General features: G+C 47.9%; 24 protein-coding genes and 1 other annotated feature (1 of these 25 running past the window's edge). All 24 genes read left to right on the forward strand.

What is annotated here, in order from left to right; genetic code table 11:
- Positions 1 to 25 (forward strand) — a sequence feature (ribosomal protein L10 leader region); it begins 127 nt to the left of the window's first position.
- Positions 26 to 75: 50 nt separating this feature from the next.
- The 24 genes from rplJ (at position 76) to rplE (ending at position 20794) form a co-directional block, all read left to right on the forward strand.
- Entirely contained in the window at positions 76 to 582 is a 507-nt protein-coding gene (gene rplJ, locus KNQ03_RS16080; protein WP_023466611.1) for a 50S ribosomal protein L10, read from the forward strand.
- Between the two features lie 76 nt (positions 583 to 658).
- A complete protein-coding gene (gene rplL, locus KNQ03_RS16085; protein WP_023466613.1) occupies positions 659 to 1027 on the forward strand; it encodes a 50S ribosomal protein L7/L12 in 369 nt (122 codons plus the stop codon).
- A gap of 82 nt (positions 1028 to 1109) precedes the next feature.
- Complete coding sequence (locus tag KNQ03_RS16090) at positions 1110 to 1706, forward strand: class I SAM-dependent methyltransferase (protein ID WP_023466614.1); 597 nt, start codon at positions 1110 to 1112, stop codon at positions 1704 to 1706.
- 231 nt (positions 1707 to 1937) lie between these two features.
- A complete protein-coding gene (rpoB, locus tag KNQ03_RS16095; protein WP_047390625.1) occupies positions 1938 to 5495 on the forward strand; it encodes a DNA-directed RNA polymerase subunit beta in 3558 nt (1185 codons plus the stop codon).
- Between the two features lie 20 nt (positions 5496 to 5515).
- Complete coding sequence (gene rpoC / locus KNQ03_RS16100) at positions 5516 to 9115, forward strand: DNA-directed RNA polymerase subunit beta' (protein ID WP_050677143.1); 3600 nt, start codon at positions 5516 to 5518, stop codon at positions 9113 to 9115.
- Positions 9116 to 9195: 80 nt separating this feature from the next.
- Positions 9196 to 9447 carry a ribosomal L7Ae/L30e/S12e/Gadd45 family protein gene (locus tag KNQ03_RS16105; protein WP_023466620.1) on the forward strand — a complete coding sequence of 84 codons (252 nt, stop codon included), beginning with the start codon at positions 9196 to 9198 and terminating at the stop codon, positions 9445 to 9447.
- Positions 9448 to 9572: 125 nt separating this feature from the next.
- Positions 9573 to 9992, forward strand: a complete 420-nt coding sequence (gene rpsL / locus KNQ03_RS16110; protein ID WP_023466621.1) for a 30S ribosomal protein S12 — start codon at positions 9573 to 9575, stop codon at positions 9990 to 9992.
- A gap of 49 nt (positions 9993 to 10041) precedes the next feature.
- Positions 10042 to 10512 (forward strand): 30S ribosomal protein S7, encoded by a 471-nt coding sequence (gene rpsG, locus KNQ03_RS16115; protein ID WP_023466623.1) that lies wholly within the window; start codon positions 10042 to 10044, stop codon positions 10510 to 10512.
- A 124-nt stretch (positions 10513 to 10636) separates the two neighbouring features.
- Positions 10637 to 12715: an elongation factor G gene (fusA, locus tag KNQ03_RS16120; protein WP_050677142.1), complete on the forward strand. Its 2079-nt coding sequence runs from the start codon at positions 10637 to 10639 to the stop codon at positions 12713 to 12715.
- Positions 12716 to 12832: 117 nt separating this feature from the next.
- On the forward strand, positions 12833 to 14020 hold the full coding sequence (tuf, locus tag KNQ03_RS16125) for an elongation factor Tu (RefSeq protein WP_058266098.1): 1188 nt from the start codon (positions 12833 to 12835) through the stop codon (positions 14018 to 14020).
- A gap of 316 nt (positions 14021 to 14336) precedes the next feature.
- On the forward strand, positions 14337 to 14645 hold the full coding sequence (gene rpsJ, locus KNQ03_RS16130; RefSeq protein WP_029343090.1) for a 30S ribosomal protein S10: 309 nt from the start codon (positions 14337 to 14339) through the stop codon (positions 14643 to 14645).
- Between the two features lie 68 nt (positions 14646 to 14713).
- Positions 14714 to 15340: a 50S ribosomal protein L3 gene (rplC, locus tag KNQ03_RS16135; RefSeq protein ID WP_023466629.1), complete on the forward strand. Its 627-nt coding sequence runs from the start codon at positions 14714 to 14716 to the stop codon at positions 15338 to 15340.
- Between the two features lie 29 nt (positions 15341 to 15369).
- Positions 15370 to 15993 (forward strand): 50S ribosomal protein L4, encoded by a 624-nt coding sequence (gene rplD / locus KNQ03_RS16140; RefSeq protein ID WP_023466630.1) that lies wholly within the window; start codon positions 15370 to 15372, stop codon positions 15991 to 15993.
- Complete coding sequence (rplW, locus tag KNQ03_RS16145) at positions 15993 to 16277, forward strand: 50S ribosomal protein L23 (RefSeq protein ID WP_023466631.1); 285 nt, start codon at positions 15993 to 15995, stop codon at positions 16275 to 16277. The genes rplD and rplW overlap by 1 nt, the downstream gene beginning before the upstream one ends.
- Positions 16278 to 16309: 32 nt before the next feature.
- Positions 16310 to 17140, forward strand: coding sequence for a 50S ribosomal protein L2 (rplB, locus tag KNQ03_RS16150; protein WP_023466632.1), 831 nt, complete (start codon positions 16310 to 16312; stop codon positions 17138 to 17140).
- A 63-nt stretch (positions 17141 to 17203) separates the two neighbouring features.
- Positions 17204 to 17482 carry a 30S ribosomal protein S19 gene (gene rpsS, locus KNQ03_RS16155; RefSeq protein ID WP_012369013.1) on the forward strand — a complete coding sequence of 93 codons (279 nt, stop codon included), beginning with the start codon at positions 17204 to 17206 and terminating at the stop codon, positions 17480 to 17482.
- Positions 17483 to 17502: 20 nt separating this feature from the next.
- On the forward strand, positions 17503 to 17835 hold the full coding sequence (gene rplV, locus KNQ03_RS16160; RefSeq protein WP_012369014.1) for a 50S ribosomal protein L22: 333 nt from the start codon (positions 17503 to 17505) through the stop codon (positions 17833 to 17835).
- A 12-nt stretch (positions 17836 to 17847) separates the two neighbouring features.
- Positions 17848 to 18504, forward strand: coding sequence for a 30S ribosomal protein S3 (rpsC, locus tag KNQ03_RS16165; RefSeq protein WP_023466633.1), 657 nt, complete (start codon positions 17848 to 17850; stop codon positions 18502 to 18504).
- A gap of 33 nt (positions 18505 to 18537) precedes the next feature.
- Complete coding sequence (gene rplP / locus KNQ03_RS16170; RefSeq protein WP_012369016.1) at positions 18538 to 18975, forward strand: 50S ribosomal protein L16; 438 nt, start codon at positions 18538 to 18540, stop codon at positions 18973 to 18975.
- Positions 18962 to 19165, forward strand: coding sequence for a 50S ribosomal protein L29 (gene rpmC, locus KNQ03_RS16175; RefSeq protein ID WP_012369017.1), 204 nt, complete (start codon positions 18962 to 18964; stop codon positions 19163 to 19165). Before rplP ends, rpmC begins: the two co-directional genes overlap by 14 nt.
- A 31-nt stretch (positions 19166 to 19196) precedes the next feature.
- Positions 19197 to 19460 (forward strand): 30S ribosomal protein S17, encoded by a 264-nt coding sequence (gene rpsQ, locus KNQ03_RS16180; protein ID WP_023466634.1) that lies wholly within the window; start codon positions 19197 to 19199, stop codon positions 19458 to 19460.
- A gap of 48 nt (positions 19461 to 19508) precedes the next feature.
- Entirely contained in the window at positions 19509 to 19877 is a 369-nt protein-coding gene (rplN, locus tag KNQ03_RS16185) for a 50S ribosomal protein L14 (protein ID WP_012369019.1), read from the forward strand.
- 34 nt (positions 19878 to 19911) lie between these two features.
- Complete coding sequence (gene rplX / locus KNQ03_RS16190; protein ID WP_012369020.1) at positions 19912 to 20223, forward strand: 50S ribosomal protein L24; 312 nt, start codon at positions 19912 to 19914, stop codon at positions 20221 to 20223.
- Positions 20224 to 20254: 31 nt separating this feature from the next.
- Positions 20255 to 20794: a 50S ribosomal protein L5 gene (gene rplE / locus KNQ03_RS16195; protein WP_023466635.1), complete on the forward strand. Its 540-nt coding sequence runs from the start codon at positions 20255 to 20257 to the stop codon at positions 20792 to 20794.
- The last annotated feature ends 11 nt before the right edge of the window (positions 20795 to 20805 follow it).

Below are 20805 nucleotides of genomic sequence, written 5' to 3' on the forward strand. Positions count from 1 at the left end.
AGACGGAGGCTTTTTATTTGAAATCGAGCAGCCCCTCGCACCGGTACATTTCATCTACCAGGAGGTGCAACAGAAATGGCAAACGAAAAAGTTATCGCTGTCAAAGCGGATCTCGTATCTGAGATCGCTGAGAAACTCCAAGCGAGCGCAGGAACAGTTGTCGTCGACTACCGTGGTCTCACAGTAGAAGAAGTCACTGAACTTCGTAAACAACTCCGCGAAGCGGGCGTTGAATTCAAAGTTTACAAAAACGGTCTCCTCCGCCGCGCGGCAGTTCAAAGCAACCTCGAAGGTCTTGATGAAGTCTTCACAGGTCCTAGTGCGATCGCCTTCAGCAATGAAGATGTTATCGCGCCAGCTAAGATCTTGAACGACTTCGCTAAAACGCACAAGGCTCTCGAACTTAAAGGTGGTATCATCGAAGGCAAAGTCACTTCAGTAGAAGATGTCAAAGCCCTTGCGGAACTTCCATCACGCGAAGGTCTCCTTTCGATGCTCCTCAGCGTGCTTCAAGCGCCAATCCGTGGACTCGCGGTGGCAACGAACGCAATCGCAGAGCAAAAAGAAGAACAATCTGCTTAATTTCTGCTTAGCGGGATAGGCAACCAACACAATTTTCACACCCCAACGTGGGCTAAATCAAAGGAGGAAAACCATAATGGCTTTCAACAAAGAGCAATTTATCGAAGACCTCAAGGGCATGACTGTTCTTGAACTTAACGAACTCGTAAAAACAATCGAAGAAGAATTCGGCGTATCAGCAGCAGCTCCAGTAGCAGTTGCAGGTGCTGGCGCAGGCGCAGCAGCTGAAGAGCAAACTGAATTCGACGTTATCCTTACTAACGCTGGATCTGGTAAAATCAACGTCATCAAAGCAGTTCGCGAATTGACTGGTCTCGGTCTTAAAGAAGCGAAAGCTCTCGTAGACGGAACTCCAGCACCAGTTAAAGAAGGCGTTTCGAAAGAAGACGCTGAAGCAATGAAAGCTAAGCTTGAAGAAGCTGGCGCTACTGTAGAAGTTAAGTAATTTTCTTCTTCCGTAGAAACAAGAGAAGCTCGCATTGCGAGCTTCTTTTGTTTTCATCTTTTACATGAGAGGGGAAGGAAACATGGCGGATCATTATTATACGAATGACCCTTCATCGAAACGAGATCCGAAGACGTGGGAATATGTCCTGCGTGGTCAGACGCTCCGCTTTACATCGGACCATGGTGTCTTTTCGAAGAACGGAATCGATTTTGGTTCCCGTCTGTTGATCGAGGCATTCACGGAACCGGCTGTAGCGGGAGACATTTTGGATGTCGGTTGCGGATACGGACCGATGGGCATCGCGCTTTCGAAGTCGACGGGTCGTCCGGCGCACTTGATAGATGTCAATGAACGGGCGCTCGAACTAGCGGCAGACAATGCGCGCGCGAACGGTGTTTCCGTGACGACCGGTGTGAGTGACGGGTATGATGGGGTAGGCGAATCGACATTCGCAGCGATCGTGACGAATCCACCGATTCGGGCGGGAAAAACGGTCGTTCATCGTATTCTCCGGGAAGCGTATGATCACCTTGTCGTCGGCGGCGAGCTTTGGGTCGTCATTCAAAAGAAACAAGGTGGACCATCAGCGAAGAAATTGATGGAAGACGTATTCGGTATGTGTGAGACAGTTACCCGCGATAAAGGGTACTCGATATTTAAATCAATTCGGTCTTGACAAATCGAAGGATTTGTCGTTGACCGCATGTTGTGTCTATGATAGTATTATAAAATGCCATTGGAGTGATTTTTGGATAAGATGTTTGAAAGCAGCTGGCGTTCTCGACTACAGATGATTGAGTAGACAAGACGTCGCTTTTTTGCGCTTATCAATCAAAAAATGGCTTCAATGTTCGATATTACACCCGTCCTTCTCTATAAGAAGAAGTGGGTCTGAGAGGTGAATCAGTTGACTGGTCAACTTGTTCAGTACGGTCGTCACCGTCAGAGAAGAAGCTATGCACGTATCAGCGAAGTATTGGAACTTCCAAACTTAATCGAGATTCAAACGAATTCGTATGAGTGGTTCCTGCGGGAAGGTCTTCGTGAGATGTTTCATGACATTTCGCCGATTTCCGATTTCACAGGGAATCTCGTATTAGAATTCATCGACTACTCGCTCGGAGAGCCGAAGTATTCGATCGATGAATCGAAAGAGCGCGACGTGACCTATTCGGCACCACTACGCGTTAAAGTCCGTCTTCAAAATAAAGAGACGGGTGAATTGAAAGAACAAGAAGTCTTCATGGGTGACTTCCCGCTTATGACGGAGTCGGGAACATTCATCATCAATGGAGCGGAGCGCGTAATCGTTTCGCAGCTTGTTCGTTCGCCAAGTGTTTATTACAACAATAAGTTAGATAAGAACGGTAAGCGTGGATTCTCCGCGACAGTCATCCCAAACCGTGGTGCATGGCTCGAGCTCGAGACAGACGCGAAAGACATCGTTTATGTTCGCATTGATCGCACGCGTAAGATTCCAGTAACGGTTCTTTTACGTGCTCTTGGTTTCGGTACGGATCAGGAAATCATCGATCTTCTCGGTGATGATGAGTACCTCCGGAATTCACTTGAAAAAGATAATACGGAATCAACGGAAAAAGCCCTCATTGAGATTTATGAGCGTCTACGTCCGGGAGAGCCGCCGACAGTCGAAAACGCAAAAGCGTTGCTCGTATCGCGCTTCTTTGACCCGAAACGTTATGATTTGGCAAACGTTGGTCGTTATAAAATCAATAAAAAGCTTCATCTTAAGAACCGTCTCTTCGGTCAAAAACTTGCGGAAACGCTTGTTGATCCTGAGACAGGTGAAGTCATCGCGGAAGCAGGAACGGTCCTTGATCGTCGTATGCTCGATAAAGTCCTTCCATTCCTCGAAGGATCCGTTGGTTACATCGAAGCGACGCCAACAGGCGGCGTAACGCAGGGTGAGGCTTTCAACTTACAGTCAATCAAGGTGTTCGCACCGGACGATGCTGAAGGTGAACGCATCATCAATATCATCGGTAACGGTAACATCGATCGTGACATCAAGCACATCACGCCTGCTGACATGATTGCTTCTATCAACTACTTCTTCAACTTGTTGCATGAAGTCGGTACGACAGACGATATCGACCACCTCGGTAACCGTCGTCTCCGTTCAGTTGGTGAGCTGCTCCAGAACCAATTCCGGATCGGTCTCTCACGGATGGAACGTGTCGTTAAGGAACGGATGTCGATTCAGGACCAGAATGCGATCACGCCACAGGCATTGATCAACATTCGTCCGGTTATCGCATCGATTAAAGAGTTCTTCGGTAGCTCGCAGTTGTCTCAGTTCATGGACCAAACGAACCCGCTTGCGGAATTGACGCACAAACGTCGTCTTTCAGCACTCGGACCTGGTGGTTTGACACGTGAGCGCGCTGGTTTCGAAGTTCGTGACGTACACTACTCGCACTATTCCCGTATGTGTCCGATCGAAACGCCAGAGGGACCAAACATTGGTTTGATCAACTCGTTGTCTTCGTACGCGAAGGTCAATGAGTACGGCTTCATCGAAGCGCCATATCGTCGTGTCGATCCGGAAACGGGCGTCGTCACGGATGAAATCCACTACATGACTGCTGACGAAGAGGATCTCTACGTCGTCGCTCAGGCAAACATGTTGTTGACGGAAGAGAAGACGTTCCAAGATTCACACGTTCTTTCACGTTTCCGTGGACAAAACTTGTCTGTCGAACCAGCACGTGTCGATTACATGGACGTTTCACCGAAGCAGGTTGTATCTGCCGCAACGGCTTGTATCCCGTTCCTTGAGAACGATGACTCGAACCGTGCCCTCATGGGAGCAAACATGCAACGTCAGGCCGTCCCACTTCTGAACCCGGAATCTCCGATTGTCGGTACAGGTATGGAGTACGTGTCTGCGAAAGACTCAGGAGCCGCTGTCGTTGCGAAGCACGCAGGGATCGCTGAGCGTGTTACGGCGCGTGAAATCCTTGTCCGTCGTACGACGGAAGTCGATGGCAACATCGTTGAAGGGGAACTCGACCGTTACAAGATTCAAAAATTCATCCGTTCTAACCAAGGAACGTGTTATAACCAAAAACCAATCATCAAAGCGGGCGACCCAGTCGATAAAGGCGAGATCCTTGCAGATGGTCCATCGATGGACGGTGGGGAACTTGCGCTTGGTCGCAACGTACTCGTCGGTTTCATGACATGGGATGGTTACAACTATGAGGATGCTGTCATCATGAGTGAGCGTCTTGTCAAAGACGACGTCTACACATCGATCCACATCGAAGAATACGAATGTGAGTCGCGTGATACGAAACTCGGACCGGAAGAAATCACACGTGATATTCCGAACGTCGGTGATGATGCCTTGAAAAACCTCGACGATCGCGGAATCATCCGCGTCGGTGCGGAAGTCAAGGACGGCGATATCCTCGTCGGTAAAGTTACGCCGAAGGGTGTAACGGAATTGACAGCGGAAGAACGTCTTCTTCATGCAATCTTCGGTGAAAAAGCACGTGAAGTCCGTGATACATCTCTCCGTGTACCACACGGTGGTGATGGAATCATCCTCGACGTCAAAATCTTCGACCGCGATAATGGGGACGAGCTCTCACCTGGTGTCAACCAGTTGATCCGTGCTTACATCGTTCAGAAGCGTAAGATTCACGAGGGTGACAAAATGGCGGGTCGTCACGGTAACAAAGGTGTTATCTCGCGTATCCTTCCAGAAGAAGACATGCCGTACATGCCAGACGGTACGCCAATTGACATCATGTTGAACCCACTTGGGGTTCCATCACGGATGAACATCGGGCAGTTGCTCGAGCTTCACCTCGGGATGGCAGCACGTCAACTCGGCATCAAAGTCGCATCACCGGTATTCGATGGTGCGCGCGAGGAAGATGTTTGGGCAACGATTGAAGAAGCAGGTATGGATCGCGACGCGAAGACTGTCCTTTATGATGGTCGTTCGGGTGAAGCGTTCGATAACCGCATCTCTGTCGGTGTCATGTATATGATTAAACTTGCTCACATGGTCGATGATAAACTTCACGCACGTTCGACAGGACCATACTCACTCGTCACACAACAACCGCTCGGTGGTAAAGCCCAGTTCGGTGGTCAGCGTTTCGGTGAGATGGAAGTATGGGCACTTGAAGCATACGGCGCAGCCTACACGCTCCAAGAGATCCTTACAATCAAGTCGGATGACACGATCGGTCGTGTTAAAGCGTACGAAGCAATCGTCAAAGGTGAGAATGTACCACAACCGGGCGTACCGGAATCGTTCCGAGTCCTCATTAAAGAGCTTCAATCCCTCGGTATGGACGTCAAGATGATGTCTGCTGATGATGAAGAAATCGAAATGCGCGACGAAGACGAGGACAATATCCCGAACGCGACTCCAGCACTCGAAGAAGTTCAAGCGCCTGTCGCACCAGTTGTTACTGAAGAGGAATAAGCGAAAGGGAGGTCCACCCCTTGGTAGATGTTAATAGATTTGAATATATGCAAATCGGCCTCGCTTCCCCCGAAAAGATCCGTTCATGGTCTTTCGGGGAAGTGAAAAAGCCGGAGACGATCAACTATCGTACACTCAAACCGGAGAAAGACGGTTTGTTCTGTGAACGTATCTTTGGTCCAACAAAAGACTGGGAATGTTACTGTGGTAAATACAAACGGATCCGCTATAAAGGAATCATTTGTGACCGCTGTGGCGTTGAAGTCACGAAGTCGAAAGTCCGTCGTGAGCGCATGGGTCACATCGAGCTCGCAGCACCGGTTTCGCACATCTGGTACTTCAAAGGAATTCCTAGTCGTATGGGACTCGTCCTCGACATGTCACCGCGTGCGTTAGAAGAGATCATCTACTTCGCGTCGTACGTCGTCACAGATCCAGGCGAATCGACACTTGAGAAGAAACAACTCCTTTCAGAGAAAGAATACCGTGCATATCGTGAGAAGTTCGGTCGTTCGTTCACTGCTGAAATGGGTGCGGAAGCAGTTCGTAAATTGCTCCGTGACGTGGAACTCGATAAAGAAGTCGCTGCATTACGTGAAGAGCTTCGTATGATTCAAGGACAACGTCGTACGCGTGCGATCAAACGCCTTGAAGTCCTCGATGCGTTCCGTAACTCAGGCAACAATCCAGAATGGATGGTGCTTGAAGTACTTCCAGTCATCCCACCGGAACTTCGTCCGATGGTTCAACTCGATGGCGGACGTTTCGCAACGTCTGACTTGAACGACTTGTACCGCCGCGTCATCAACCGTAACAACCGTCTCAAGCGTCTTCTTGACCTTGGCGCTCCGAACATCATCGTTCAGAATGAAAAACGGATGCTTCAAGAAGCAGTCGATGCTTTGATCGATAACGGTCGTCGTGGTCGTCCAGTCACTGGACCAGGTAACCGTCCACTTAAATCACTTTCACACATGTTGAAAGGGAAACAAGGACGTTTCCGTCAAAACTTGCTCGGTAAACGTGTCGACTACTCTGGTCGTTCGGTTATCGTCGTTGGTCCAAACCTGAAGATGTATCAATGTGGTCTTCCAAAAGAAATGGCCCTTGAGCTCTTCAAACCGTTCGTCATGAAAGAACTCGTCTCTCGTGGCATCGCACCGAACATTAAGAGTGCGAAACGGAAAATCGAGCGCGTTCAACCTGAAATCTGGGATGTCCTCGAAGAAGTCATCCGTGAGCATCCGGTTCTCTTGAACCGTGCACCGACACTTCACCGTCTCGGTATCCAGGCATTCGAACCAACGCTCGTCGAAGGACGCGCGATTCGCCTTCACCCACTCGTATGTACGGCGTACAACGCCGATTTCGATGGTGACCAAATGGCGGTTCACGTACCACTTTCGGCAGAAGCACAAGCAGAAGCACGTCTTCTCATGCTCGCTGCACAAAACATCTTGAACCCGAAAGACGGTAAACCTGTCGTTACACCATCGCAGGATATGGTCCTCGGTAACTACTACCTCACGCTCGAACGCGAAAACGCGATCGGCGAAGGTAAAATCTTCTCGACAGTGAACGAAGCGCTCATCGCTTACCAAAATGGTTATGCGCACTTCCATACACGTGTTGCGATTCCAGCCGGCGTTCTGAAAAACCCGACATTCACGGAAGAGCAAAACGAGAAATTATTGATTACAACAGTCGGTAAGTTGATCTTCAACGAGATCCTCCCAACGACGTTCCCTTACTTGAACGAACCAACGATGACGAACCTTCAAGAAGCGACGCCAGACAAGTACTTCCTTGAAAAAGGAACAGATGTCGCGGCAGAACTGAAGAACCGTCCGATCATCGACCCGTTCAAAAAAGGATTCCTTGGAAATGTCATCGCGGAAGTCTTCAAACGGTTTGAGACAACAGAAACAAGCCGCATGCTCGACCGCATGAAAAACCTCGGATTCAAACACTCGACTCGTGCCGGTATCACGGTAGGGATCGCGGACATCATCGTTCTTCCTGATAAACAAGAAATTCTTGTTGAAGCGCAGGACAATGTCGACCGCGTCATGAAATCGTACCGTCGTGGTCTCATCACAGAAGACGAGCGCTATGAGCGCGTCGTTAAATCGTGGAATGATGCGAAGGATGAAATTCAGTCTCGTCTGATGAAATCCCTCAACCGTCTCAACCCGATCTTCATGATGAGTGACTCCGGTGCCCGTGGTAACGCGTCGAACTTCACGCAGCTCGCTGGTATGCGTGGACTCATGGCCGCTCCAAGTGGACGGATCATCGAGCTCCCGATCAAATCATCGTTCCGTGAGGGTCTAACGGTACAGGAATACTTCATCTCAACACACGGTGCGCGTAAAGGTCTTGCCGATACAGCCTTGAAAACGGCTGACTCAGGTTACCTGACTCGTCGTCTCGTTGACGTCGCTCAAGACGTCATCATCCGTGAAGATGATTGTGGAACGGATCGTGGTATCCGCGTCACAGCACTCCGTGAAGGAACGGAAGAGATCGAAAGCCTCTACGACCGCCTCGTCGGCCGTACTGCATTCGAAAACGTCGTTCACCCAGAAACAGGAGAAGTCCTCGTTTCAACGAACGAACTCATCGATGAAGACATCGCTCGTGCAATCACGGACGCAGGTGTCGATAACGTTGAGATCCGCACTGCCTTCACATGTAACACAAGCCATGGTGTCTGTAAGAAATGTTACGGACGCAACTTGGCAACAGGCAACGACGTCGAAGTCGGCGAAGCTGTCGGTATCATCGCGGCACAATCAATCGGTGAGCCAGGAACGCAGCTTACGATGCGTACCTTCCACACAGGTGGGGTTGCCGGGGATGATATCACACAAGGTCTTCCGCGTATCCAAGAGTTGTTCGAAGCGCGTAACCCGAAAGGTCAAGCGGTCATCTCGGAAATCGATGGTCAAGTCATCGACTTCACGGAATCGCGTGACAAACGTGAATTGACGGTCCAAGGACTCAGCGAAACACGCACATACACGATCCCATTCGGTTCGCGTCTACGTGTTCAGCTCGGGGACGAGGTCAAAGCCGGTCAAGTCTTCACGGAAGGTTCGATTGATCCGAAAGAACTCTTGAACGTTAAAGGTGTATCCGGCGTTCAGAACTACTTGCTCCAAGAAGTTCAAAAAGTATACCGGATGCAAGGGGTTGAGATCGGTGACAAACACGTCGAGGTCATGGTTCGCCAAATGATCCGTCGCGTACGTGTCATCGAGTCTGGTGAGACTTCACTCTTACCAGGTTCGCTCGTCGATATCAGCACGTTCAAGGAAGCTTGTAAAGAAGCGCTCCGTAACGGGAAAGCTCTCGCTTCGGCGAAACCAGTTCTTCTCGGTATCACGAAAGCGTCACTTGAAACAGATTCATTCCTATCGGCTGCGTCGTTCCAAGAAACGACTCGTGTCCTTACGGATGCAGCGATTAAAGGGAAGAGCGACTACCTTCGCGGCTTGAAAGAGAACGTCATCATCGGTAAGTTGGTTCCAGCTGGTACTGGGATGGCACGTTACCGTCAGATCGATCTCGAAGTAGCTGGCGAAGCACCTGTAGAAGCCGATTCTCCGGTAGAATAAAACGCCTTGACACGCCGGTATGGCGGTGCTACTATGATATAGTGTTGCCAACCGGCTGTGTTATTTTGGAGGATATCTTCATGTCTTACAAAAAAGTAGTCGGCGCAGATTTGAAGTTTGTCGGTCAAAAGCAAACGCTCAAAGCATTGCGATCTGGCAAGGCGTCGGAAGTGATCATTGCGGATGACGCAGATGAACACGTAAAACAAGCATTGCTCGATGCGGCGAAACAAGCTAACGTTCCAGTCGTGAATGTTCCTTCTAAGCAAGAGCTTGGAAAAGCTTGTGGAATCGATGTCGCAGCAACCGCTGTTGCCATTAAGAAAGTTTGATAATGCGTTTTGTGTGGCGATGGAATGCCTGAGCCACGCAAAACGTTTCATTATGACTTTCGATGAACCACCCGGCTCGGTGGTTTTGAAATTTGTCATGAATTCAGGAAGGGAGGATCTCAAAGATGCCTACTATCAACCAATTAGTCCGTAAAGGACGTCAATCAAAAGTTGTGAAATCAGATTCGCCAGCGCTGAACAAAGGGTACAACAGCTTCATTAAAGCTCGTACTGACATCAGCTCACCACAAAAACGTGGTGTTTGTACTCGTGTAGGTACAATGACTCCGAAGAAACCGAACTCGGCTCTTCGTAAATACGCACGTGTACGTTTGACGAACACAATGGAAGTAACAGCTTACATCCCAGGTATCGGCCACAACCTTCAAGAGCACAGTGTTGTTCTTATCCGCGGCGGCCGCGTAAAAGACTTACCAGGGGTACGTTACCACATCGTTCGTGGTGCGCTTGATACAGCTGGTGTTGACGGCCGTATGCAAGGTCGTTCGAAATACGGTACTAAACGTCCTAAAGTTAAAAAATAATCTAGATATCTTAAGATATCACCTCACTATATGAAAGGAGGGACTCGGAATGCCACGTAAAGGTCAAGCAGAACGTCGTGATGTAATGGCTGATCCGATCTACAACTCTAAACTCGTTACCCGCCTTATCAACCGTCTTATGTTAGATGGTAAAAAAGGTACTGCTCAACAAATCTTATACAAAGCTTTCGAAACTATCGCTGAACGTTCAGGTCGCGATGCAATGGAAGTCTTTGAAGAAGCGATGAACAACATCATGCCAGTTCTTGAAGTTAAAGCACGCCGTGTAGGTGGAGCTAACTATCAAGTTCCTGTCGAAGTTCGCCCAGAGCGTCGTACGACACTCGCACTTCGTTACCTCGTGAACTACTCACGTCTCCGTAACGAAAAAACTATGGATGCGCGCCTTGCTAACGAAATCATGGACGCTGCAAACAACACTGGTGCTTCTGTTAAGAAGCGCGAAGATATGCACAAAATGGCGGAAGCGAACAAAGCGTTTGCTCACTACCGCTGGTAATTCCGAAAATCACCACCTCATGCATGCCATTTTTAATGGAATTATGAGGTGGCTTTCGGGTATAGTCATGACGTGTGGCAACACACGACCACTAAACTAAAATGCGAAAGGAGAATGTTTAAAGATGGCAAGAGAATTCTCCCTTAAGAACACTCGTAACATCGGGATCATGGCTCACATCGATGCTGGTAAAACAACAACGACTGAGCGTATCCTGTATTACACGGGTCGTATCCACAAGATTGGTGAAACGCACGAAGGTGCTTCACAAATGGACTGGATGGAGCAAGAGCAAGAGCGTGGGATCACGATTACATCGGCAGCAACAACTGCTCAATGGAAAGGTAACCGCGTAAACATCATCGATACACCTGGACACGTAGACTTCACAGTTGAGGTTGAACGTTCACTTCGCGTACTTGATGGTGCGGTAGCAGTACTTGACGCTCAGTCTGGTGTTGAGCCACAAACTGAGACAGTATGGCGCCAAGCTACAACTTACGGCGTACCACGTATCGTTTTCGTTAACAAAATGGATAAAATCGGTGCAGACTTCTTGTACTCGGTTGGAACGCTTCGCGAACGCCTCCAAGCGAACGCACACGCGATCCAAATTCCAATCGGTGCGGAAGATGAATTCAAAGGAATCATCGACCTCGTCGAACAGAAAACATACATGTACGGCAACGATCTCGGAACTGACATCGAAGTGACTGACGGTTTCCCAGCTGATCTCGCTGATCAAGCTGAAGAACTCCGTGGATCATTGATCGAAGCAGTTGCGGATTACGAAGAAGAATTGATGATGAAATACCTCGAGGGTGAAGAAATCACAATCGACGAGTTGAAAGCGGCTATCCGTAAAGCAACTCTGACAGTTGACTTCTATCCTGTACTCGTAGGTTCGGCATTCAAGAACAAAGGTGTTCAGCTTATGCTTGACGCAGTTCTCGATTACCTCCCATCACCAATCGACGTAAAAGCGATCTCAGGTATCGACATGGATACGGATGAAGAAATCGTGCGTGAGTCTTCGGACGAAGCACCATTCTCTGCACTCGCGTTCAAAGTCATGACTGACCCTTACGTCGGTAAACTTACATTCTTCCGTGTGTACTCTGGTACAGCTTCGGCAGGATCGTACGTTAAAAACTCAACAAAAGGCAAACGTGAGCGTCTTGGACGTATCCTTCAAATGCACGCAAACAGCCGTGAAGAGATCCCGATGGTATACGCGGGTGACATCGCTGCAGCTGTAGGTTTGAAAGATACAACTACTGGAGATACGCTTTGTGCAGAGAAAGACAACGTCGTTCTCGAATCAATGACATTCCCAGAACCAGTTATCTCGGTCGCTATCGAACCAAAAACGAAAGCTGACCAAGATAAAATGGGTCAAGCCCTCGCTAAGCTTGCTGAAGAGGATCCAACGTTCCGCACTGAAACAAACCCAGAGACTGGTCAAACGATCATCTCAGGTATGGGTGAGCTTCACCTCGACATCATCGTTGACCGTATGCGTCGCGAGTTCAAAGTCGAAGCAAACGTTGGTGCTCCACAAGTAGCTTACCGTGAAACGATCCGCCAAGCGGCGAAGATCGATTCGAAGTTCGCTCGTCAATCTGGTGGTCGTGGTCAGTATGGTCACGTCGTCGTAGAATTCGAGCCGAACGAAGAAGGCGCTGGCTTCGAGTTCAACAACAAAATCGTCGGTGGTGTTGTTCCACGTGAATACATCCCAGCGGTTGAGCACGGAATCGAAGAAGCACTTCAAAACGGTATCCTTGCTGGTTACCCGGTCGTTGACGTAAAAGCTTCACTCGTCTTCGGATCGTACCACGATGTCGACTCAAACGAGATGGCATTTAAAGTTGCGGCTTCAATGGCAGTCAAACAACTTAAAGATAAGAGCGGCGCTGTTATCCTTGAGCCAATGATGAAAGTTGAAATCGTCATCCCAGACGAATACATGGGAGACATCATGGGTGATGTTACATCACGCCGTGGTCGCGTAGAAGGTATGGAAGCACGCGGTAACGCTCAAGTTGTCCGTTCAATGATTCCACTTTCTGAAATGTTCGGATACGCTACTGGTCTTCGTTCACGCACACAAGGTCGCGGAACGTACTCGATGCACTTCGATCACTACGAAGAAGTACCGAAATCAGTTGCGGAAGAAATCATCAAAAAAGCAAACGGCTAATCCTTCACAGGTTGTCACGCTTTTATGATTAGTGTAAGCTAAGGAAGGTGTACGTTATCTTACGACTCACCTTCCTAGTTATAAAAAATTATTAGACACATAGAGGAGGAATTCAGAATGGGTAAGGAAAAATTCGACCGTTCTAAACCGCACGTTAACGTTGGTACAATCGGCCACGTCGACCACGGTAAAACAACTTTAACAGCAGCTATCTCAGCTGTACTTGCAAAAGCACAAGGTAAAGCTGCAACTAAGTTTGACCAAATCGATGGTGCTCCAGAAGAGCGCGAGCGCGGTATCACAATCGCAACAGCTCACATCGAGTACGAAACAGAAAAACGCCACTATGCACACGTTGACTGCCCAGGTCACGCTGACTATGTTAAAAACATGATCACTGGTGCTGCACAAATGGACGGCGCGATCCTCGTTGTTTCTGCAACAGATGGTCCAATGCCACAAACACGTGAGCACATCTTGCTTTCACGTCAAGTAGGTGTTCCTTTCATCGTAGTATTCATGAACAAAGTTGACATGGTTGACGACGAAGAGCTTCTTGAGCTCGTCGAAATGGAAATCCGTGAGCTTCTTTCTGAGTACGACTTCCCAGGTGATGACCTCCCAGTTATCCAAGGTTCTGCTCTTGGCGCGCTTAACGGCGAAGCTAAATGGGAAGAAAAAATTCTTGAACTCATGTCAGCTGTCGATGAGTACATCCCAGAACCAACTCGTGACACTGAAAAAGACTTCATGATGCCAGTTGAGGATGTCTTCTCAATCACTGGTCGTGGTACAGTTGCTACTGGCCGCGTTGAGCGTGGAGTTCTTAAAGTCAACGACGAGATCGAAATCGTTGGTCTTCACGAAGAAACTAAAAAATCAGTATGTACTGGTGTAGAGATGTTCCGTAAGCTTCTTGACTATGCTGAAGCTGGCGACAACATCGGTGCTCTTCTCCGTGGTGTATCACGTGACGACATCGAGCGTGGACAAGTTCTCGCGAAACCAAACACAATCACACCACACAAAAAGTTCAAAGCGCAAGTTTACGTTCTTTCTAAAGAAGAGGGTGGCCGTCACACGCCATTCTTCGCGAACTACCGCCCGCAGTTCTACTTCCGTACAACTGACGTAACTGGTATGGTTCAACTTCCAGAAGGTACTGAAATGGTTATGCCTGGGGACAACATCGAAATGACTGTTGAACTCATCGCACCAATCGCTCTTGAAAAAGAAACTCGTTTCTCAATCCGTGAAGGTGGCCGTACAGTAGGCGCTGGATCAGTTACAGAAATCGTTGAGTAATTTTTAAGACAAAGGTCTTCCGTCTCCCGTGGCGGAAGACCTTTTTTCATTTCTTTGAAAACAGTCTTGCAACATGGTCTGACATCTTATATACTGAGGAAAGTGTTTGTGCGAGTGGTGAGAGACTTGAATACATATTCTATTTTATTAGTGCTTGCATTCTTGCTGGTGATTCAGTATGATAGAATATGTTGGTCACAAACACAACGCGATGAAGCGGGAGGTTATGACACACCAGGCGGCATTGCCATGGCTAGTGTGGAAATTTCCGCGGAGAATGTCTATTTACGAAATAGGCGAAAAGGAGGGAAATAACATGGCAAATGAAAAAATTCGGATCCGTTTGAAAGCATACGATCACCGCGTGCTTGATCAATCGGCTGAGAAGATTGTCGACACAGCAAAACGTTCAGGTGCTACTGTATCTGGTCCGATCCCACTCCCAACGGAGAAAGCGGTCTACACAGTACTTCGTGCCGTTCACAAGTACAAAGATGCTCGTGAGCAGTTCGAAATGCGTACACACAAACGTTTGATCGACATCGTTAACCCAACACCGAAAACTGTTGATGCGCTTATGCGTCTCGAACTTCCATCGGGCGTTGACATCGAAATCAAACTTTAATTTTTCTTCTATAGATAGTTGATACTAGCCAGAAGATCAAAATCATTCAATATTAGGAGGTGTATCTCATGGCTAAAGGAATCTTAGGAACTAAACTCGGTATGACACAAATCTTCAACGAGTCAGGCGAAGTCGTCCCTGTTACTGTCGTTTCAGTCGAAGGTAACGTTGTTCTTCAATTGAAAACAACGGAAGTTGACGGTTACGAAGCAGTTCAACTCGGCTTTGGTGATATCAAAGAAGGTCGTCAAAACAAACCGCAAAAAGGTCACGCTGCGAAAGCAAACGCGACACCTAAGCGCTTCATTAAAGAAATCCGTACATCAGTAGCAGATTTCGAAATCGGTCAAGAGATTAAAGCAGATACTTTCGCTGCAGGCGAAATGGTTGATGTAACAGGTACGTCGAAAGGTAAAGGTTTCGCTGGTGCAATCAAGCGTCACAACCAATCACGTGGTCCAATGGCTCACGGTTCGCGTTACCACCGTCGCCCAGGTTCAATGGGTCCTGTTGCTCCTAACCGTGTATTCAAAGGGAAATTGCTCCCTGGACGCATGGGTGGAGAGCAAATCACTGTTCAAAACCTTGAAATCGTAAAAGTTGATGCAGAACGCGGCTTACTCCTCGTCAAGGGTGCTATCCCAGGCGCACGTAAGAGCCAAGTTGTCATCAAAACTGCGGTTAAAGGCAACTAATCCGTTTGCAAGGAAAGGAGGAATAACGAATGCCTAAAGTAGCTTTGCTTAACCAAACAGGTACACAAGTTGGAGACATCGAGCTCGCAGATGCCGTTTTCGGAATCGAGCCAAATGAAGCAGTCGTATACGATGCAATCGTCATGCAACAAGCTTCACGTCGCCAAGGTACACATGATACAAAAGGTCGCTCGGAAGTTCGCGGTGGCGGCCGTAAACCATGGAAACAAAAAGGTACTGGTCGTGCACGCCAAGGTTCGATCCGTTCGCCACAATGGGTTGGCGGTGGAACAGTCTTCGGTCCAACACCACGTTCGTACGCTTACAAACTTCCTAAAAAGGTTCGTCGTCTCGCACTTCGTTCAGCACTTTCTTCGAAAGTCGCTAACAACGAGTTCATCGTTCTTGAAGGATTGACAATCGATGCTCCTAAAACTAAGGACATGATCGCAGTATTCGCTGCTCTTTCAATCGAACGTAAAGTTCTCGTCGTTACTGCTGATTACAACGAGTCAGTCGTTCTTTCAACACGCAACATCCCAGGTGTCACAGTCGTTGACGCTGCAGGTGTAAACGTCCTTGATCTTGTCGCTCATGACAAAGTCATCATTACGAAGGACGCTGTTGCGAGAGTAGAGGAGGTGCTTGCATAATGGCACACACACACGACATTATCAAACGTCCTGTCATTACTGAACGTTCAGTAAACCAAATGGCTGAGAAAAAGTACACATTCGAAGTAGACGTGAAGGCATCTAAGACTCAAATCAAAGATGCAGTTGAAGCGATCTTCGGAGTGAAAGTTGACAAAGTCAACACATTGATCTCAAAACCAAAAGCAAAACGCGTAGGTCGTCACGCTGGTTACACAGCACGCCGCAAAAAAGCGGTCGTTACGCTTACTGCAGATAGCAAAGAACTCGATTACCTCGGTTAATCGGAACTCTGTAGAAAAGGAGGGAACTCTCGATGGGAATTAAAAAGTTTAAACCGACCACTAACGGTCGTCGTAATATGACTGCACTTGACTTTGCTGAGATTACGGCTTCACGTCCTGAAAAATCGTTAACTGAAAAGCTTTCGAAAAAGGGCGGACGTAACAACCAAGGTCGCTTGACAGTACGTCACCAAGGTGGCGGACACAAACGTAAATATCGTATCATCGACTTCAAACGGAACAAGGATGGCATCGCTGGTCGTGTCGCTACAATTGAGTACGATCCAAACCGCTCTGCTAACATCGCATTGATCCACTACATCGATGGTGAAAAACGCTACATCCTCGCACCGAAAGGCTTGAAAGTAGACATGCAAGTCATGGCTGGACCAGAAGCTGACATTAAAGTCGGTAACGCTCTTCCACTTTCAAACATCCCAGTCGGTACGTTGATCCACAACATCGAACTTAAGCCAGGTAAAGGTGGTCAGCTCGTTCGCGCAGCTGGTACTTCTGCTCAGCTTCTCGGTAAAGATGGTAAATACGCGATCGTTCGTCTTCAATCAGGCGAAACTCGTATGATCCTTGCTACTTGCCGTGCAACAGTCGGCGCTGTCGGTAATGAAGAGCACGAGCTCGTCAATATCGGTAAAGCTGGTCGTTCACGCTGGCTCGGAAAACGTCCTACAGTTCGTGGTTCTGTCATGAACCCAGTCGATCACCCACACGGTGGTGGTGAAGGACGTGCTCCAATCGGTCGTTCGGGCCCACTTACTCCTTGGGGTAAACCGGCACTCGGATACAAAACTCGTAAGAAAAACAAAGCGAGCGATAAATATATCGTCCGTCGTTCTAAAAAATAATTACATGATTTCTGGACGGTTCGTAGGAACCGTTCCTGAATCATGCCAAAGGGAGGTACAACTATGGGTCGCAGCTTGAAAAAAGGTCCATTCGCAGATCACCATCTGCTCGCTAAGGTTGATAAAGCCAACGAAGCTGGTGACAAACATGTCATCAAAACTTGGTCACGCCGCTCGACAATCTTCCCAGAGTTCATCGGTCACACGATCGCTGTCTACGATGGTCGTAAACACGTACCGGTTTACGTGACAGAAGATATGGTCGGTCACAAACTTGGTGAATTCGCTCCAACACGTTCTTACAAAGGACATGCTGGAAACGATAAGAAAACGAAACGTTAATCTGAGGGGAGGTACTCATTATGCAATCAAAAGCATCGGCTAATATGGTTCGCATTGCTCCTCGTAAGGCACGTCTCGTAGTAGACTTAATCCGCGGGAAGCAAATCGGCGAAGCACTTTCGATTCTTGCTTACACGAACAAGGCAGCAACGCCAATCGTTGAGAAAGTATTGAAATCGGCAATCGCGAACGCTGAGCACAACTTCGACATGAACATCGAAAACCTCGTAGTCACTGAGGCTTACGTAAACGAAGGTCCAACGCTCAAACGTTTCCGCCCACGTGCAATGGGTCGCGCAAGCCGCATCAACAAACGTACGAGCCACGTTCACATCGTGGTATCTGAAAAATAAGGAGGGATTACCGTGGGTCAGAAGATTAACCCAACTGGTCTTCGCGTAGGTATCATCAAAGACTGGGAATCACGTTGGTTCGCAGATAAAGACTATGCTGATCTCCTTCATGAAGACTACGTAGTTCGTGAATATATCGAAAAACGTCTTAAAGACGCTAGTGTCTCTAAAGTAGAAATCGAGCGCGCAGCTAACCGCTTGAACATCTCACTTCACACTGCTAAGCCTGGTATGGTTATCGGTAAAGGCGGTTCTGAAATCGAAACACTTCGTAAAGACATCACTAACCTTGCAAAAGGCAAACGCGTTCACGTTAACGTCGTTGAAGTGAAAAACCCGGATGCAGTTGCTAAGCTCGTCGCTGAGAACATCGCTCGCCAACTTGAAGGTCGCGTATCGTTCCGTCGTGCTATGAAGCAATCAATCCAACGCTCAATGCGTTCTGGTATCAAAGGAATCAAGACTGAAGTTTCTGGTCGTCTTGGTGGCGCTGATATCGCTCGTTCTGAGAAGTATTCGGAAGGAACAGTTCCACTTCATACACTCCGTGCAGACATCGATTACGGTACTGCAGAAGCTGATACAACTTACGGCAAAATTGGCGTAAAAGTATGGCTCCACCACGGTGAAGTGCTTCCTACGAAAAAAGCAGCAGCAAACGAAGAATAATCCACATCCGTCTAGGGAAGGAGGCAACACAACATGTTGTTACCAAAACGTGTAAAATATCGTCGTGTTCACCGCGGCAACATGCGTGGTAAAGCGAAACGTGGTACTACAGTACACTTCGGCGAGTTCGGTATCCAAGCTCAAGAAGCTAGCTGGATCACTAGCCGTCAAATCGAATCAGCGCGTATCGCGATGACTCGTTATATGAAACGTGGTGGTAAAGTGTGGATCAAGATCTTCCCACACAAGCCATACACTAAAAAACCTCTTGAAGTCCGAATGGGTTCAGGTAAAGGTGCTCCGGAGGGCTGGGTAGCAGTCGTCAAACCGGGTAAAGTAATGTTCGAAATCGCAGGAGTATCGGAAGAGATCGCACGCGAAGCTCTCCGTCTTGCATCACACAAACTTCCAGTAAAATGTAAGTTCGTAAAACGTGAAGAAAATGGTGGTGATACGAATGAAAGCAACTGATCTCCGTCAGCAAACAACTGAAGAGCTTAACGGTAAAGTCGGTTCGTGGAAAGAAGAGTTGTTCAACCTTCGTTTCCAACTCGCGACTGGTCAGCTTGAGAACCCTGCTCGTATCCGTGAAGTGCGCAAGTCGATTGCACGCGCGAAAACCGTTCTTCGTGAACGCGAACTCGGCATCAACAACGCATAATTCACTCGGATTCTGAGAGGAGGAACACTCAATGGAACGCACTAACAACCGCAAAGTGTTAACTGGACGCGTCGTTTCTGACAAAATGGACAAAACGATCGTAGTTACAGTTGAAACAAAAGTAAAGCACAAGCTTTACGGCAAACGCGTAAACTACTCTAAAAAGTACAAAGCGCATGATGAAAACAACACAGCTAAAATCGGTGATGTTGTACGCATTCAAGAAACACGTCCATTATCTAAGGACAAACGTTTCCGTCTCGTAGAAGTCATTGAAGAAGCAGTAATCATCTAAACTCTAATTAGTTCGGGTGAATAAACATCCGGAGGGAGGTACAATCGTATGATTCAACAAGAATCTCGCTTAAAAGTAGCAGACAACTCAGGAGCTCGTGAAGTCTTGACGATCAAAGTCCTCGGTGGTTCTGGTCGTAAAACTGCTAACATCGGTGACGTTATTGTTTGTACAGTAAAACAAGCAACACCAGGTGGCGTTGTCAAAAAAGGTGAAGTTGTACGCGCAGTAGTCGTTCGTACTAAACGTGGCGTTCGTCGTAAAGACGGTTCGTACATCCGTTTTGACGAAAACGCAGCAGTCATCATCAAAGATGACAAAAGCCCACGTGGCACACGTATCTTCGGACCAGTCGCACGCGAACTTCGTGAAAAAGACTTCATGAAGATCGTCTCGTTGGCACCGGAAGTACTTTAATTCCAAAGAATTCCTACAAGGAGGTGCTCTAACGATGCATGTCAAAAAAGGTGATAAAGTTCAGGTTATGACTGGTAAAGACAAAGGCAAACAAGGCGTTGTCCTTACAGCTATGCCTAAAAAAGATCGCGTAATCGTCGAAGGCGTTAACATGATCAAAAAACACTCAAAACCTTCTCAACTCAACCCGCAAGGCGGAATTGTCGAGAAAGAAGCACCGATTCACGTATCGAACGTTATGCTCATCGACCCTAAGACAGGTAACCCAACACGTGTTGGTTTCACTGTGGTTGACGGCAAGAAAGTACGTATCGCTAAAAAATCGGGCGAAGCTTTAGATAAATAAGAAGATTTAAAGAAAGGAGGTCCACTTTCTGATGAACCGTTTAAAAGCTAAATACCAAGACGAAATCGTCAAAGTAATGATGGAGAAATTCAATTACAGTTCTGTAATGCAAGCGCCGAAAGTCGATAAAATCGTAATCAACATGGGTGTTGGTGACGCTGTTACGAACTCTAAGGCACTTGACATGGCAGTTGAAGAGCTTCAGCTCCTCACTGGTCAGAAACCACTCATCACGAAAGCTAAGAAATCAATCGCTGGTTTCAAACTTCGTGAAGGTATGCCAATCGGTGCGAAGGTTACACTTCGTGGCGAGCGCATGTACGAATTCCTCGACAAGTTGATCAACGTGTCACTTCCACGTGTACGTGACTTCCGTGGCGTATCGAAAAAATCTTTCGATGGCCGTGGTAACTACACGCTAGGCGTGAAGGAACAATTGATCTTCCCAGAGATCGACTACGATCGCGTATCGAAAGTCCGTGGTATGGACATCGTTATCGTAACTACTGCTAACACGGATGAAGAGTCACGTGAGCTTCTCACTGCACTCGGCATGCCATTCCAAAAATAAGGGAGGTCGAC

The sequence above is a fragment of the Exiguobacterium sp. s143 genome (assembly GCF_018618895.1).
Classification (GTDB): domain Bacteria; phylum Bacillota; class Bacilli; order Exiguobacteriales; family Exiguobacteriaceae; genus Exiguobacterium_A; species Exiguobacterium_A abrahamii.

Excerpts from the sequence above, each read along its gene's own strand:
- rplL (WP_023466613.1), top strand. The coding sequence starts at position 659 with ATGGCTTTCAACAAAGAGCAATTTATCGAAGACCTCAAGGGCATGACT.
- fusA (WP_050677142.1), top strand. The coding sequence starts at position 10,637 with ATGGCAAGAGAATTCTCCCTTAAGAACACTCGTAACATCGGGATCATG.
- rpsL (WP_023466621.1), top strand. The coding sequence starts at position 9,573 with ATGCCTACTATCAACCAATTAGTCCGTAAAGGACGTCAATCAAAAGTT.
- rplB (WP_023466632.1), top strand. The coding sequence starts at position 16,310 with ATGGGAATTAAAAAGTTTAAACCGACCACTAACGGTCGTCGTAATATG.
- rplV (WP_012369014.1), top strand. The coding sequence starts at position 17,503 with ATGCAATCAAAAGCATCGGCTAATATGGTTCGCATTGCTCCTCGTAAG.
- rplD (WP_023466630.1), top strand. The coding sequence starts at position 15,370 with ATGCCTAAAGTAGCTTTGCTTAACCAAACAGGTACACAAGTTGGAGAC.
- rpsJ (WP_029343090.1), top strand. The coding sequence starts at position 14,337 with ATGGCAAATGAAAAAATTCGGATCCGTTTGAAAGCATACGATCACCGC.
- rplX (WP_012369020.1), top strand. The coding sequence starts at position 19,912 with ATGCATGTCAAAAAAGGTGATAAAGTTCAGGTTATGACTGGTAAAGAC.
- rpsS (WP_012369013.1), top strand. The coding sequence starts at position 17,204 with ATGGGTCGCAGCTTGAAAAAAGGTCCATTCGCAGATCACCATCTGCTC.
- rplC (WP_023466629.1), top strand. The coding sequence starts at position 14,714 with ATGGCTAAAGGAATCTTAGGAACTAAACTCGGTATGACACAAATCTTC.
- rplW (WP_023466631.1), top strand. The coding sequence starts at position 15,993 with ATGGCACACACACACGACATTATCAAACGTCCTGTCATTACTGAACGT.
- KNQ03_RS16090 (WP_023466614.1), top strand. The coding sequence starts at position 1,110 with ATGGCGGATCATTATTATACGAATGACCCTTCATCGAAACGAGATCCG.
- rplE (WP_023466635.1), top strand. The coding sequence starts at position 20,255 with ATGAACCGTTTAAAAGCTAAATACCAAGACGAAATCGTCAAAGTAATG.
- KNQ03_RS16105 (WP_023466620.1), top strand. The coding sequence starts at position 9,196 with ATGTCTTACAAAAAAGTAGTCGGCGCAGATTTGAAGTTTGTCGGTCAA.
- rpmC (WP_012369017.1), top strand. The coding sequence starts at position 18,962 with ATGAAAGCAACTGATCTCCGTCAGCAAACAACTGAAGAGCTTAACGGT.
- rplN (WP_012369019.1), top strand. The coding sequence starts at position 19,509 with ATGATTCAACAAGAATCTCGCTTAAAAGTAGCAGACAACTCAGGAGCT.
- tuf (WP_058266098.1), top strand. The coding sequence starts at position 12,833 with ATGGGTAAGGAAAAATTCGACCGTTCTAAACCGCACGTTAACGTTGGT.
- rplP (WP_012369016.1), top strand. The coding sequence starts at position 18,538 with ATGTTGTTACCAAAACGTGTAAAATATCGTCGTGTTCACCGCGGCAAC.
- rpsG (WP_023466623.1), top strand. The coding sequence starts at position 10,042 with ATGCCACGTAAAGGTCAAGCAGAACGTCGTGATGTAATGGCTGATCCG.
- rpsQ (WP_023466634.1), top strand. The coding sequence starts at position 19,197 with ATGGAACGCACTAACAACCGCAAAGTGTTAACTGGACGCGTCGTTTCT.
- rplJ (WP_023466611.1), top strand. The coding sequence starts at position 76 with ATGGCAAACGAAAAAGTTATCGCTGTCAAAGCGGATCTCGTATCTGAG.